Source organism: Hoeflea sp. 108 (assembly GCF_000372965.1).
Lineage (GTDB): Bacteria > Pseudomonadota > Alphaproteobacteria > Rhizobiales > Rhizobiaceae > Aminobacter.
Genome location: NZ_KB890024.1, coordinates 4,779,738 through 4,794,481 on the forward strand (window position 1 = coordinate 4,779,738; position 14,744 = coordinate 4,794,481).

The 14,744-nt window shown below is 63.6% G+C and carries 15 protein-coding genes; all 15 read right to left on the reverse strand.

Features of this window, described 5'->3' with window-relative positions; translation table 11 throughout:
• Positions 1–16: 16 nt before the first annotated feature.
• Positions 17–382 (reverse strand): response regulator, encoded by a 366-nt coding sequence (locus tag B015_RS0123725; protein ID WP_018430243.1) that lies wholly within the window; start codon positions 380–382, stop codon positions 17–19.
• On the reverse strand, positions 379–681 hold the full coding sequence (locus tag B015_RS0123730) for an STAS domain-containing protein (RefSeq protein WP_018430244.1): 303 nt from the start codon (positions 679–681) through the stop codon (positions 379–381). The genes B015_RS0123725 and B015_RS0123730 overlap by 4 nt, the downstream gene beginning before the upstream one ends.
• 7 nt (positions 682–688) lie before the next feature.
• Positions 689–2,680 carry a methyl-accepting chemotaxis protein gene (locus tag B015_RS0123735; protein WP_018430245.1) on the reverse strand — a complete coding sequence of 664 codons (1,992 nt, stop codon included), beginning with the start codon at positions 2,678–2,680 and terminating at the stop codon, positions 689–691.
• Between the two features lie 478 nt (positions 2,681–3,158).
• Complete coding sequence (locus B015_RS33435; protein WP_157632820.1) at positions 3,159–3,326, reverse strand: hypothetical protein; 168 nt, start codon at positions 3,324–3,326, stop codon at positions 3,159–3,161.
• A 303-nt stretch (positions 3,327–3,629) separates the two neighbouring features.
• On the reverse strand, positions 3,630–4,190 hold the full coding sequence (locus tag B015_RS0123740) for a hypothetical protein (RefSeq protein ID WP_018430246.1): 561 nt from the start codon (positions 4,188–4,190) through the stop codon (positions 3,630–3,632).
• Entirely contained in the window at positions 4,187–4,747 is a 561-nt protein-coding gene (locus B015_RS0123745) for an RNA polymerase sigma factor (protein ID WP_018430247.1), read from the reverse strand. The genes B015_RS0123740 and B015_RS0123745 overlap by 4 nt, the downstream gene beginning before the upstream one ends.
• A gap of 204 nt (positions 4,748–4,951) precedes the next feature.
• A complete protein-coding gene (locus B015_RS0123750; protein WP_018430248.1) occupies positions 4,952–5,980 on the reverse strand; it encodes a proline racemase family protein in 1,029 nt (342 codons plus the stop codon).
• Between the two features lie 61 nt (positions 5,981–6,041).
• A complete protein-coding gene (locus B015_RS0123755; RefSeq protein ID WP_018430249.1) occupies positions 6,042–7,733 on the reverse strand; it encodes an aconitase X in 1,692 nt (563 codons plus the stop codon).
• A complete protein-coding gene (locus B015_RS0123760; RefSeq protein ID WP_018430250.1) occupies positions 7,730–8,731 on the reverse strand; it encodes a 4-hydroxyproline epimerase in 1,002 nt (333 codons plus the stop codon). The genes B015_RS0123755 and B015_RS0123760 overlap by 4 nt, the downstream gene beginning before the upstream one ends.
• A 14-nt stretch (positions 8,732–8,745) precedes the next feature.
• On the reverse strand, positions 8,746–9,990 hold the full coding sequence (locus tag B015_RS0123765) for an FAD-binding oxidoreductase (protein WP_040457090.1): 1,245 nt from the start codon (positions 9,988–9,990) through the stop codon (positions 8,746–8,748).
• A 7-nt stretch (positions 9,991–9,997) separates the two neighbouring features.
• On the reverse strand, positions 9,998–10,720 hold the full coding sequence (locus tag B015_RS0123770; RefSeq protein ID WP_018430252.1) for an amino acid ABC transporter ATP-binding protein: 723 nt from the start codon (positions 10,718–10,720) through the stop codon (positions 9,998–10,000).
• The gene (locus tag B015_RS0123775; RefSeq protein ID WP_026227651.1) at positions 10,713–11,366 is read right to left on the reverse strand and encodes an amino acid ABC transporter permease; all 654 of its coding nucleotides are present in this window, start codon (positions 11,364–11,366) and stop codon (positions 10,713–10,715) included. The genes B015_RS0123770 and B015_RS0123775 overlap by 8 nt, the downstream gene beginning before the upstream one ends.
• 12 nt (positions 11,367–11,378) lie before the next feature.
• Complete coding sequence (locus B015_RS0123780) at positions 11,379–12,044, reverse strand: amino acid ABC transporter permease (protein WP_018430254.1); 666 nt, start codon at positions 12,042–12,044, stop codon at positions 11,379–11,381.
• 70 nt (positions 12,045–12,114) lie between these two features.
• A complete protein-coding gene (locus B015_RS0123785; RefSeq protein ID WP_018430255.1) occupies positions 12,115–12,921 on the reverse strand; it encodes a transporter substrate-binding domain-containing protein in 807 nt (268 codons plus the stop codon).
• 188 nt (positions 12,922–13,109) lie between these two features.
• On the reverse strand, positions 13,110–14,627 hold the full coding sequence (locus B015_RS0123790) for an aldehyde dehydrogenase (NADP(+)) (protein ID WP_018430256.1): 1,518 nt from the start codon (positions 14,625–14,627) through the stop codon (positions 13,110–13,112).
• Positions 14,628–14,744 lie beyond the last annotated feature (117 nt).

Genomic DNA, 14,744 nt, shown 5'->3' on the forward strand with positions numbered 1-14,744 from the left:
TCCCCAGTTCGTTCGTTCAGGCCGACACGCGGCGGATGGCGTCGATCAGTTTGGCAGGGTCGAAGGGCTTGATGATCCAGCCGGTCGCCCCGGCTCGCCGGGCGCGATCCTTCTTTTCGGCATCGCTCTCGGTCGTCAGGACCAGGATCGGAATGCCGCGATAGGCCTCGTCGGCGCGGACATGCTCGATGAAGCCGAAGCCATCCATCCTGGGCATGTTGATATCGGTGACGATCACCTGCGGGGTCTCGCCCTTCAGCACCTCGAGGCCATGGACGCCGTCCTCGGCCTGGACGACCCGGTAGCCGGCTTGCGTCAGCGCGAGCTTGAGCATTTCGCGCATGGTGCGAGAATCATCGACGGTCAAAATGGTCGCGCTCATTCCGACATTGCCTCCCTAGTGAGATCCGCTTCGGCTATTCCCAGCAGCCTCAGGCTTTCGACGAAGCCGGGCGTCAGGTTGGTGAAGGAGAGCGCGGTTTCATCCGCGCTCCAGGTTTGTTTTGCCGACAGAAGAACCTGAAGGCATTGGCCGCCGATCCGCTCCACACGCGAGGTATCGATGGTCAGCGCGGTTCCGCGCATTGCCAGCAGGCTTTCTGTCAGGGGCGCTGCCGCCCTGAAGTCCAGCACTGCGGCAAGCTCGAGTATCCGTGGCGATGGATCGGAAACGGTCGTCATGGCCGGCTCAGAACTCCTGCCAGTCGTCGGCGGCCGGGGCGATCGCCCGGGCGGCATTGGAGCCGTAGCTGGCAACCGCAACCTTCAGCTCAGGCCGCGGCGCGCGCACCGGTGCCTTTGCACTGGCCGGACGGCTCGTCTCGACGACCGAGAGCTTGCCGAGCCGGAAGGTGCTGATCTGGCGCGACAGCTCTTCGGTCTCCTGCGACAGCGAGTGGCTGGCGGCAGTCGATTCCTCGACCATCGCAGCGTTCTGCTGGGTAACCTGGTCCATCTGGTTGACCGCCGAGTTGACCTGGTCGAGGCCAGTCGATTGCTCATGCGCGCTGGCCGCGATGTTGGTGACCACCGAGTTGATTTCGGCCACCTGCTGCACGATGCGTTCCAGTGCCTTGCCTGTTTCGGCGACAAGCTTGACGCCTTCGCCAACCTGGGTCGTCGACGCCGAGATCAGGCTCTTGATCTCGCGAGCGGCTTCGGCCGAACGCTGAGCCAGTGCACGCACTTCCGAGGCAACCACGGCAAAGCCGCGTCCCGCATCGCCGGCACGTGCCGCTTCGACGCCGGCGTTGAGCGCCAGCAGGTTCGTCTGGAAAGCGATCTCGTCGATCACGCCGATGATGCGGCTGATCTGCTCGGACGACTTCTCGATCGTGCCCATGGCATCGATTGCCTTGCGCACCACAACGCCGCTGGTCTCGGCATCGGTCTTGGCCGTGGAGACGACGTCACGGGCATGCACCGCGCCTTCGGCCGTCTTCTTGACGGTCGCGGTGATCTCGTCGAGCGCGGCTGCGGTCTCTTCGAGGCTGGCTGCCTGCTGTTCGGTGCGGCGCGACAGGTCGTCGGCTGCGGTGTAGATCTCGCCGGTGCCGGCGTGGATCGCCTTCACGGAAGACGTGATGCTGAGCATGGTCTGCTGCAGCTTCTCGACCGATTCATTGAAGTCCGAACGCAGTTTGACCAGCTTGTCGGGGAACGGTGCGTCGATGCGGTGCATCAGGTCGCCCTTCGACAGGGCATCGAGACCATTGCCGAGCGCAACGATGGCGACGTGATCCTGGCGGTCTTCCTCGGCCTTCTGTGCAGCACGGGCTGCATTGTCTTCCTCGACGCGGCGACGCGTGTCGGCGGCTTCAGCCTCGAGGCGCACCTTTTCGATCGCTGCTTCCTTGAAGGTCTGCACGGCGGCCGCCATCTGGCCGACCTCGTCCTGGCGACCGATCGCCGGAACGGCAACCTTGTGATCGCCGGCAGCCAGGCTGCGCATGGCCTGGGTCATGCGGTTGACGGGCGTTGCGATCTGGCTCGACAGCCACATGGCGATGACAATGAGAATGGCGATGGTCACGCCGGCGCCGCCAAGCTGCAGATACTTCGCCGTTGCGATGGCTTCGTCCTTGACCGAAGCGATCTGCTGTTCCCAGCGGGAGATCTCGGTCTGCATGTCCGCGACTGCCTTGCGGACAGTGTTCTGCACCTCTGATGCACGCGTCGAGGCTGCAAGCTCGCGTCCGCGCTCATAGGTTTCCGGCTTGCCGGCGAGCTGCACGATCGGGTCGCCGATCTCGATGCGCCAGTTGTTGGCAACGGTCTCGAAATTGTCGATCGCCGTGATCACGTCCTTGTCCGTGATCGGCTGGTTCCTTGCATCGGCGATCGTCTTGTCGACGGCCAGCGACGTGTCGTGATAGCGCTTGGCAACGTCCTCGCGCAGGCTCAGCACGTAGGTACGGGCGATGTTGGCGCGATCGAGATGAAGCGCTTCCGCCTTGCCGATGGTGGTAAGCACGCGGCTCGCCACCTGCAGTTCGGCGCTGGCGGCATCGAGCTGGTTGAGCGCCCGCATCAGCAGCAGCGCGACGACGATGCTGACGAGCACGATCGCCGAGAAGCTCATCACCAGCTTGCGCGTGATGCTGAGATTGGTGGGTGAGAAACCCCGTCTCTGCGGCGGTGCGCCATAGTGGGCTGTTGATTGGTCGAAGGTGATACTCATGTGGCGTTTCCTTGCCGTAGAGATAGCGAATTGGCCTGGCTGCACACCTTGTTTGCCGGCAAATCTCGGCCGTCCGGGGAAAAGCTTTTTTGCTTCGCACCGGCTGAGGACATGCAGAATGTGATTGGAAAGGCGACGCCGGCGGCGGCGCCAGCGTGTGGATTTTCTTCGAAAAGGGAGATCTAAAAGAAGGTTTTCAAACGTGGCTTGTCAAAAGCTGCTCATGCTTTGCCTGCGTATCCGTTCCCCCGAGAGCGCCGACAGGAACCCCTCCCTGTACTTAAAAATTTAGCAATCCCGATGCCTCGGCGTAGTCACAAGAAATTACCCAATTGTAAATTAGCGACAACACCGCGAAGGCTTCGAGTCTTCGGTACTTGTACGGCAAGCAATTTTAGCAATCTCGAAGAAACGACAAGAAGATAAACTTCCGGTATCCGCAATGAATGCCTCAAGAAAATCCAATACACTGATAAGGTCATTCATCAATTGAATCGCGTTGAATCGCAGTCGCCGACGATTCATTCATTCCGAAAGCGATAGTCGAGGCTTTCGCCTTGCATACATCGTCGGACGGATGCTGACGGATGACTCCACGTAAAGGCAAGGCGACATCAGCAGCGATCTTGATGAATACGGATGTCAACTTGATTGTATCCACACTGCCAGAGCGACAAAGATTCCGCCGGCCGGGCCAGATTTTTTTCGTCGTCAGCCCTCGTCGGTGACGTTGAGTCAGCCGCACCAGGAGCCCCCTGCGCGCCGGGGTTGTAAGCCGGCTCGGGGGACTCTCCATTGCGTGGAATCAAGGCTTTTGCCTTCCGCTGCCGCCGGTTGAATCCATCAAGAACGAACCCACCAAACGGTTGTGCCGCAAAGGGTTTTTACCGTCGGCGACACAGGCAGCGGATATCTCGACGGCAACCTATACATGTCGATAAATCGCCTCCTACTCGTCGAGCTTGCGGATCTCGCGCTCGATATTCCTGGCGGCATGGCGATTGGCGAGCACGACACCAGCCATCAGCACCAGTGTCAGGCCGCCAGCGATGGCAACAAAGAGCGGCTTGCCCGGATCGATCATCCACGCGCCGAGATAGATCAGCACGAAACCAGGCACCATCGGGCCGACATACCACAGCCAGGCGCTGGCAAGCAGCCGGTGTTCCCGTTCCAGCCGGGCGCGCAGATGCGCCCGGCCGCTGACGGCGAGGTCGCCAGCAACAGGACCGCTGCTGCGGAACAGATGCCAGCCTGCCAGCAGCAGCCCCACCGTGAGCGCGAGGAAGCCGGCTGCCATGACAAAGTCGGCAGGCGCCTCGCCGCGCACGAAAGCAAGCACGCCCATCACAGCCAAGAAGGCCGCTGCAACGCCGCCGGCGACATACTCCCTGGTGTTGCGACGGCGCGTGATCAGGCCGAGTTCCGCCTCGCGCTGCCTGAGATCATCAAGCGAGGGGCTGATCGTGGTCATCTCCTGATCCTTCCAATGGTCCTGAAGTTTCTTCATAAGCCTGCCTCCGTGCCGAAGGTGCCCGCCAAACGGCGCTTGAGACGATGGATTCGGGTTGCGACCGCGCCGGCCGATAGACCGGTGACCTCGGCGATGGTCGCGGCACTTTCATCTTCCAGGTAGAGAAGCATCACCTGCTGGTCGATTGGCGCCATCTGGTGCAGGAGGTCATGAATCTGCTCCAAAGCGAGGCGATCGGAGACCACAGCCTCATGCGACTCCACCCGCCCCTCTACGCCGGCCCCGTCGGGATCCCCGAGGCTGATCGTGCCACCCTGCCGCCGCTGTATGGCGACATGATCCGCGGCGACATTGTGGGCGACACGGTAAACCCACGTTCTCAGCGAGCAGCGGCCGTCGAAGGACGCCATGCTACGCCAGACCTGCAGATGGATGTTCTGCAACAGATCCTGCCGGTCCGCCGCATTCGCCTCATACCCTGCCGCCAGGCGAGCCAGCGCAGTGCCGAGCAGGTCGATGGCAAGACGATAACGCCCGTCTGCATCCCCAGGGATGCCGCTGATGTCCTTCAGATCTGCCGGCGCTGTCGTCATGAATAGGTAGTCGCCTTCGGACAGGATTTCTTACGGGATTTCTTCTTATTGAATTGCCACCCACCCCAACAATCGAAGTGGAGGCGCCTTTAACTTGGGTACCCCGCCGCTTTGCTGAAACAGGCCCGGCCGCAACTCCTTTACGAAAACAAGAAAGGGCGGGAATGCCCCGCCCTTTCTCTGTATGGCTCGATGTATGGCGCTCTACCGGGCGCCCCAGGTGTCGGTCAGGCGATAGCCCTCCGGCCATGGGTCCGACGGGTCAAGCATGTGCTGGTGCGTGCCGGTGATCCAGGCGCGGCCGGAGATTTCCGGCAGCACGGCCGGGCGGCCGCCGACTTCAGTGGTACCAACGATACGGCCAGTGAAGGTTGAGCCGATCACCGAAACCGCCGTCAGGCTGTCTTCCAGCCCCATCTGGCCGCGGGCATGCAGCACCGCCATGCGGGCAGAAAGCGCCGTACCCGTCGGCGAGCGGTCGACCTTGCCGGGCTGGATCGCGACTGCCGCCCCTGCACGCAGGCCTTCGGCCGTGCGCTCGACCGGGCCAGCGAACAAGCAGAAGGAAAAATGCTTCCAGTCTGGATTCTCAGGGTGATGGAAGCCGAGTGACGCATTGGCAGCATTGGTGATCTTCACGCCAAGCCTGGCAATGTCGTGAGCCTCGTCCGCCTTCAGGCTGAAGCCCAGGGCAGCAGCGTCGACGATGACGAAGCTGTCGCCGCCATAAGCGGTGTCGACAGTGAGCGTGCCAAGGCCCTCAACTTCGAGCTTGGCATCCAGTCGATCAGCGAAGCTCGGCAGGTTGCGCACGAAGATGCGTTCGGCCTTGCCATTGCGGCACTCGGCCCGGACGCGGACGAGGCCGCCGGGCGCTTCGAGCGTCATTTCCGTGATTGGCTCCTGCATCGGCACGATGCCGCTGTCGAGCAGCACCGTCGACACGCAGATCGAGTTCGAGCCAGACATGGGCGGGGTATCTTCCGGCTCCATGATGATGAAGGCCGCGTCTGCTTCCGGATGCTTCGGCGGCACCAGCAGGTTGACATGGCGGAACACGCCGCCACGCGGCTCGTTCAGCACGAAATTGCGCAAGGTGTTGTCGCGGGCGATCCAGCGGCTCTGCTCCCAGATCGTATCGCCTGGCGGCGGCGTCACGCCGCCGACGATGACGTCGCCGACCTCGCCCTCGGCATGGGCCGAAATCACATGGATGGTCTTTGTACTGCGCATGTTACCTCCTCGGGGCAATTCCTGATCGGAGCGGTTCCCGGACAGAACTGCGTAAGACGAACTAGGAAAGCCAGGCCGGCAAACGCTCGGGCACATGCCCGGTTAGGGCTGCGGTGACGCAATCGGCGAGGTTGCCGAAACGTACAGCGCGCCCGGAAAGGCCAGGGCCGTAATGGGCGTATTTGCCGGAATTGGTCATCAGCGCCCGCGTCCGCGTCGGAAACACCGGCTCCGAGATCGAGCACCAGCACAGGTCGGGGAGCACCTGCACGCCGCTCGCCTCAAGCTGCGCCAGCGTGCCGTCGGCACGGGCATCCGAAATCACCTGGTTGCCGGCAGTAACGATCACTGACACATCGGGCCTGCGTTTGCGGCCGTCGAGCGCTGCAGCAAGCGAGCGGCATTCGTCGAGTGAAGCGTGAGGGCTGCCGATGGCCACCAGCTCAACCTCTGCCGGTCCGGCGTTCAACACCTTCCATGCGGCAGTCATGTCGGCTCGCGTAATCGCCACGCGCTCCGCCTCCCTGTCAGCAGCACCTTCTGCCTCCGGCGTCACACCATCAATGTGCAGCATGGGGGCCGCCGATGTCGTGCCGAAGGCCGCGCAGAGTGCCTTGAGGTCGTCACGCGACGGGCTTCCGGCGGCGAGCCCACGCAATAGCGGGATGCGATCGGGCGCCGCCTTGCCGGCGAGATAGCCGACCAGCGGCCAGAACGCGTCATCCACGGCTTCGGGCAATTCGACGTCGATGACGCGCATAGCCTTGCGGTGGATGTCGAGATAGACGCCCGATAGCGGCGCACGGCCCGTCAGCGCGATGCAGAGGTCGAGGAAATCAGGGTGCTTCGCCGTGCGAGCGCCAAGTACGGTGTTGGCAAAGATCACCGCGTTGGATTCCGCCCAGGCGATCGTCTCGCCCCGTCCGGGCGCGCTGTCGAGCAGATAGGGCGAACAGGTGAAGGTCGGCCGGCAGCCCATGCGGACATAGGCATCGGCCAGCCTTGCGGCCGGATCGCCAAAGTCGTCGGGCACGCCCTGCACCTGCCAGTTGGCGCGGTCGACAGAGATGGCGTTCATCGTCGAGGGAACACGGACGCGCGCGCCCATGTCGGCCATCTTTTCGGCAAAGGTCAGGTTCGCCGGGCTGGCATAGATGCAGCCGTCGATATGGACTTGGGTCACATCAACCAGTCGGCGCGCCCCCTGTTGCGCTGCCATGGCCGAGATGATGCGCATCGCCTGTTGCACGGCCACGCCCTCGTCGCCGTCGAGCATGGCGCGGTCGGTCTCGGTAAGTTCGAGTTCGGATGTGGCAGGCGGACTGACCGGCAGCACGAGGCCGTCGGCCTCGATGGCCGCGTCGGTGATGCTCGCCGACTTGGCCCGCGACAGAGCCTCATAAGCCTCGGGCGCCAGGCGAAGCACCGGCAGCGGCTTGCCGAACAGCTCGGAAGCGATCAGCGCGCCAAGCGTCAGCACATCCTCGGCTTCGGAAAACACAAGCGCCGCCGGCGCGCGGCCAGTCAGGACGAGGTCCAGAAGCACGCCCGAGCCTGTGCACGAGCCCCGGCTCGACGGCATCATCAGGATGCTGCCGGTCAGGCACGTACCGTGCAGCGGATGGTGAACGTCGATGACGCTTCCGGTGGCGGGATTAACCCCGCCCCAGAAACTCAACGCTTCGCGGGAGGCGATGACCGGCCCGCTGGCCGCGCCGCCCAGGATGCTGCGAGCGGGTGCTTCCTGGCTCATTTCACCACGAAGCCGTGTGCGAATGGATCGCGGTCATCGATGAAGATGGTGTTGATGCCGGTCTGCCGAGCCCAGCCGGCTATGGACGGGATGATCGCGTCGCGGTCGGCCACCTTGGTCGCCGCTTCGACCCGGCCCTTGAAGATCGAGCCGATGATCGATTCATGCCAGAACTCGTCGCCGACCTTCAGCTTGCCCTTGGCCGCGAGCTGGGCCATGCGCGCCGACGTGCCGGTGCCACAGGGCGAGCGGTCGATGGCTTTCTCGCCGTAGAAAACGGCGTTGCGCGCATGCGCGCCTTCGACCGTCGGCTTGCCGGTCCACTGGATGTGGCTGAGTCCCTGGATCTCCGGGTGCTCGGGGTGGACGAACTCGTATTTGGCGTTGAGCGCTGCGCGCAGCTTCGGGCTCCAGCCCACCATTTCACCGGCCGTGTGGTCGGCCATATCTCGGAAATTCTTCTGCGGCTCGACGATGGCGTAGAAATTGCCGCCATAGGCGACGTCGACGACGATCTCGCCCAGGCCCTCGACCTCAGCGGTCAGGCCCTCTGCATAGAGGAAGCCGGGAACGTTGGTCAGGCGCACTTCCTCGACGAAACGGCCTTCCTGGCGGTAGGTAATGTCGACCTTGCCGGCCGGCGCGTCGATCGACAGCTTGCCGGGCTCGCGCGGGGTGATCAGGCCGTTCTCGATGGCCATGGTGATGGTGCCGATGGTGCCGTGTCCGCACATAGGCAGGCAGCCCGAAGTCTCGATGAACAGCACGGCAACGTCGCAGTCCGGGCGCGTCGGCGGATAGAGGATCGAGCCCGACATCATGTCGTGGCCGCGCGGCTCATACATCAGCCCGGTGCGGATCCAGTCGAACTCGCGCAGGAAATGCGCGCGCTTTTCCAGCATGTTGGCGCCCTCGAGGCGCGGGCCGCCGCCCGAAACGAGACGGACGGGATTGCCGCATGTGTGTCCGTCGAGGCACGAGAAAGTATGATTGGCCATAGTTTAGACCCCTGTCAGAATCTTTGAGGCGAGAAGGATGCGATGTCGATGGCGGGCGTCTTGCCGGTCAGAAGATCGGCGACGATCCGAGCAGTGCCTGCCGATTGGGTCAGGCCGAGATGGCCATGGCCGAATGCATAGATGACGCGGTCGGTGGCGCGCGCAGCACCGATGGCTGGCAGGCTGTCGGGCAGCGACGGGCGGAAACCCATCCATTGCACGCCGCCGCCCGGCTTGAGGCCCGGCAGGAAGGCCTGCGCCTTCTTCAGCATGGCTTCGGAGCGGCGGAAGTTCGGCGCGAGCTTCAGGCCACCGAGTTCGACCGCACCGCCGACGCGGATGCCCGTCGAAAGCCTGGTGACGACGAAGCCGTGGCCACCGAAGGTCACCTGCGTGCGCAGGTCGAAGGCATCGGAAGGCAGCGTGGTGTTGTAGCCGCGCTCGGTCTCCAGCGGGATGCTCTCGCCAAGGGTCTTGGCGATCCGGTGCGAGAAGGCTCCAGCAGACAGCACGACCTTGCCGGCACGGCGGACACTGCCGTCTGCCGTGGCGAGTTCGACCCCGCCCTCGACCGGCCGCAATGCCGTCACCTCGGCGCGTTCGATGGAACCGCCCGACGTCAGGAAATACTCGGCAAGCGCCAGCACATAGAGCCTGGGATCGGAAATCGAAAACCAGCCCGGCGTGAACGTGCCATGGGTAAAGCGTTTGGCGAGACCCGGCTGAATCTCCGCCATGTCGGCCGCGTTGAGGTGATGGAACTCGATCCCATGCACTTCACGCGCCTGCCAGCCCGGCAGCGATGCCTTGAGTTCGGCCTCGCCTTCATAGACCTGGAGATTGCCTTCCTTGCGCAGCATCGGCGCCGTGCCGGTCTGGTGCAGGAAGGGCTCGAGCTCGGCCTTGGACAGGTCCATCATCGCCGTCTGGGCGGTGGTAGAATGCACCACGCGCTTCGCCGAGCAGGCCCGCCAGAAACGGAACATCCAAGGCGCGATCTGGAAGGCATAGGCTGGCGGCACCGACAGCGGGCCGAGCGGATCGAGCAGCCATTTCGGCGCTTTCTTCAGAATACCTGGAGAGGCCAATGGGAGGATATCGGTGAAGGCAAAGGCCCCGGCGTTGCCGGCCGAGGCACCGGCTGCCGGCCCCTCGCGGTCCAGCACCGTAACCTTCAGCCCGCGCGCCTGCGCGGCGATCGCCGCCGAGAGCCCGACAACTCCCGCTCCGATGACGATGACGTCGGCCTGCTCGTTCATCATGCCCTCAATGCGTTGCCGCAAGGAACTTCTTGGTCTCGGCGTGCTGGGGCGCGTCGAACAGCTGCTCCGGCGGCGCGATCTCGGCCATGATGCCCTGGTGGAAGAAGGCGACGCGGTCGGAAACCTCGCGCGCAAACTTCATCTCATGCGTCACACAGATCATTGTCATGCCCTCGGAAGCGAGCATGCGCAGCGTGTCGAGCACTTCGCCCACAAGCATCGGATCGAGCGCCGAGGTCACCTCGTCGAACAGCATGTAGGTGGGCGACATGGCGAGCGCACGGGCAATGGCCATGCGCTGCTGCTGGCCGCCTGACATGCGGTTCGGGTAGACCGAAAGCTTCTCGGCAAGACCAACATGGGTCAACTGCTTCACCGCCATTTCCTCAGCCTTTTCCTTGGAGAGGCCAAGCACCTTGCGGGGGGCAAGCATGACGTTTTCCAGCACCGTCAGATGCGGGAAGGCGTTCCACTGCTGGAACACGATGCCGACCTTCTGGCGCAGCTTGTTGAGGTCTGTGCCCTTGGCATGCACGTCGGTGCCGTCGATCACCACACGGCCCGCGGCGATCGACTCCAAACCGTTGATGCAGGTCAGAAGCGTCGACTTGCCCGAGCCCGAACCGCCGATGATGGTGACGACCTCACCCTTCTGGACGGTGAGGTTGATGCCCTTGAGGACCTCCAGCTGGCCGAAGGATTTGCGGACGTTTTCGATCTCAATCATTGGGGGACCACCGTTTCTCGAGATACCCGCCAAGTCGGGCGATGGGAAGGCTGATGATGAAATAGATGGCGCCGCAGATCAGCAGGATAAACAGCGGCTCCTGCAGGCGGGTGACGAGGATCTGCGAGGCGCGCAACAACTCGATCAGCCCGAGCCACAGCACCAGTGCGGAGTCCTTCATCACGCCCAGCGTCAATCCGATCCACGAAGGCAGTGAAACGCGGATGGCGAGCGGCGCCACAATGTAACGCATGTCCTGCCACCAGGTCATGCCGAGCGAGCGTGCGGCACGGCGCGTGTTCGTCGGTACGGAATCGATGCCGCCGCGCACGATCTCTGTACAATAAGCGGCCGTGTAGAGCGACAGCACCACGCAGGAGGTGGTGAACGGCGCCCACCCCAGCTTCATGATGGCCTGCAGCGCATTGCCCAGGACCAGTTGGATGAGCAGTGGGACCGAACGAAAGACGTCGAGGATGAAGGTCAGCGGGGCGGCCCAGTAAGGGCCGATCTGGAAACGGATGATACCGAACAGGATGCCGAGCACGGTACCGGCGGCGACGGACACGGCGGTGACGGCAAGCGTCATCCCCGCGCCTTGCGCAAGGAAGGCCAGGTCACTCCACGAGAGGGCAGTGTTGAACATCTCTCACCTCTCTCAGTAGCGGAACATGCGCGCGGCGAAGACGCGGGCAGCCAGCGTCACCGCCTTGGCGATGAGGTAGTAGATGACTGCTGCGATGGCGAAGAACTCGAAGGTGCGGAACGAGCGCGCATTCAGCTCCTGCGTGACGCCGGCGAGGTCGGTGTTCATGCCGACGGTGACGCCAAGCGAGGTCATCAGGATCGCCCAGACCATCTGGTTGGTGGCCGGCAGGAATGCGACGCGCAACATCTGCGGCATCACGATCAGTCGAAAAGCCTGCAGCGATGTCATGCCAAGCGAGCGGCCGGCGCGTGTCTGCGTCTCCGGGATCGCCTTGAGCGCGCCACGGAAATTCTCAGCCAGATAACCTGCATTGTTGAAGGCGATGCCGACCAGGAGCGCGATGAATGGGCTCAGGTGGATGCCGAAATTGCCGAGGCCGAAATGGGCCATGTAGATCTGGAACAGCGCAGGCGTGTTGCGCGCGATTTCGACCCAGGCGGTGGCGAAACCGCCAAGAAGGCGATTGCCGGACAACCGGAACAAGGTCAGCGCGATGGCGATCGCCATCCCGATGATCATCGACAGCAGCGCGATCTGCAGGGTGACCAGCGCGCCATCAAGCATCTGCGGCAGGGCCTTGAGGGCCTGATTCCAATGGAAGGTGTAGTTGAACATTGCCGTCTCACCTTTCGAAAAGGATCAACGGCGCGAGGCTTAGCCTCGCGCCGCCATAGAAACGGTCAGATCAGCGGTAAACGCCGTTCACCGCAAGAGACGGCAGCTCGCCGCCGACCCACTTTTCGTAAAGTTCCTTGTAACGGCCGGTGCGGACCTGCTGGTTGATGAACAGGTTCAGGTAGTTGATGAGGCCGTATTCCTCACGGTTGGTGAACAGCGCGACATAGTCGATGTCGAATGGCGCGTTGCCGACCACGGAGATGCCGGGGAACTTGCCGGTCTTGACGTTGGCCTGGGCAACCGTCGAGGTCGACACGGTGGCGTCGAGCTGACCCTGGCTCAGAGCCAGGAACACGTCGGCCTGGGTCTGGTAAGGACGGAACTCGCCCACGCCCCATTCCTTGACCTGCTTTTCGAGAGCGATGGCTTCATAGGTGCCGGCGGTGGCGCCCACGACTTTGCCCTTCATGTCCTCGAATGACTTGATGCCGGTCTTGTCGTTGGAGGTGACGGCCATCTGGAATGCGAAGTAGGGAACCGTCATGCCGACGGTCTTGGCGCGCTCCAGAGTATCCGAGGTCGAGGCGACGCCGACATCGACGCGGCCCGACATCAGCGCGGGAATGCGCTCGGGGAACGGCGTCTCGACGATCTCGGCGGTGACGCCGAGCGCCTTGGCCAGATCGTTGCAGTAGTCGACGTCGAAGCCGATCGGGTTGTTGCTCGCGTCGCGCGAACCCATCGGCGGGAAGTCGAGCACGACGGCGCAGCGCAGCGTGCCCGAAGCGATGATGTCGTCCAGCTTGTCGGCGTGAGCCTGGCCGGTCAGTGCGGTGGCGGCCATGAGGCCGAAGGCGAGAACCGAAGTCTTCATTGTCACACTCTCTCCCTGAGTAGGTCTGTCTGTCGGTTGACGGCGGCGCACTATTCCGCGTCGGAGAGCGTAAATCAAATTAAAAATACAAGTCGTATACAAAAAGTATCCGAAATGTCGGCTTACGACGCCACCGGCGCCGGGCCTCCCGCAAGGGGAGGTCCGGACTTAGCCGGCAAATCGAGAGATCAGCCGAGGAAGTCTTCGGGCAGCAGGCCTTCCGGCATGTTCTGGTAGGAAACCGGGCGCAGGAAGCGGCGGATCGACATGGTGCCGACACTGGTTGCGCCGAAATTGGTCGAGGCCGGATAGGGCCCGCCATGCACCATCGAATCGGCCACCTCGACACCGGTCGGGAAGCCGTTGACCAGCACACGGCCAGCCTTGCGCTCGAGCACCGGGCGCAGGCGACGGGCCGCTTCGAGGTCGGCGGCGTCCATATGGATTGTCGCGGTCAGCTGACCTTCGAAGCCGCGCGCGATCTGCTCCATCTCGTCGAGCGAGCCGACACGAACGACCATGCCAAGCGGCCCGAAGACCTCTTCGCCGAGCAGATGGTCGGACACGAACTGCGCGCCCGTCGTCTCGAACAAGTTCGGCGTCGCGCTGCGACCCGACGATTCGGTCGTCAGCAGCGGCTTGACCGTGTTGCGCGTGGCAAAGCGTGCTGCACCCTCATGATAGGCCTTGGCGATGCCGTCGGTCAGCATGGTCTGCGGCCCGACCTTGGCAAGCGCTTCGGTGGCGGCAGCCACGAAGCGGTCGGCATCGGCGCCGTCGATCACCACGGCGATGCCGGGATTGGTGCAGAACTGGCCAGCCCCCATGGTCAGCGACCCGGCCCAGCCCTGCCCCAGGGCTTCGCCACGCGCCTTCATCGCTTCCGGCAGCATCATCATCGGGTTGACCGAACCGAGCTCGCCGAAGAACGGGATCGGCTCCGGACGCTGCGCGCAGAGATCAAACAGGGCACGGCCGCCGGCGAGCGAGCCGGTGAAGCCCACGGCCTTGATCAGCGGATGCTTGACCAGCGCATGGCCGACGTCGCGGCTGCCGCCTTGGATCAGCGAGAACACGCCCGGATGAACGCCCGTGCTGGCAATCGCCGCGGCAATCGCCTGGGCGACGATCTCACCGGTGCCGGGATGGGCCGAGTGGCCCTTGACCACGACCGGGCAGCCGGCTGCGAGTGCCGCCGCCGTGTCGCCGCCGGCAGTCGAAAACGCGAGCGGGAAGTTCGAGGCGCCGAACACTGCGACAGGACCCACCGGGCGCTGGATCAGCCTTATCTCCGGGCGCGGCAGCGGCTGGCGGTCGGGCAATGCGGCATCCAGGCGACGGTCGAGATAGTCACCCTTCTCGATATGGTCGGCGAACAGGCGAAGCTGACCGGTCGTGCGGCCACGCTCGCCCTGCAGGCGGGCCTCCGGCAGGCCGGTTTCCTGGCTGCCGATCTCGGTGATCTCGGCGGCGCGTGCCTCAATCTCGTCGGCAATTGCGCGCAGGAAGGCGGCGCGTTCCTGTCGCGACGAATTGGCGTAGCTCCAGAAGGCATCCTCGGCTGCTTCGCACGCGCGGTTAACCAGATCGACGGTGCCCGCGGCAAACTGGTGCACGGGGCCATGCGCAGGCGCGCTGGCGAAGGTGCCGGCTCCGTCGAGCCATTCGCCCGCAACGAGGTGTTTTCCCTTGGGAGTGAAAGCCATGCGACGTTCCTTTCTGGATGACCGGCGCGTCCTTTGGTGACGATCGACGCGCAGTCGAATTGCACTTGTCGAGTATTTGTATACTCTATGTATGCAAAACTTCAACCGCCGTGCCCG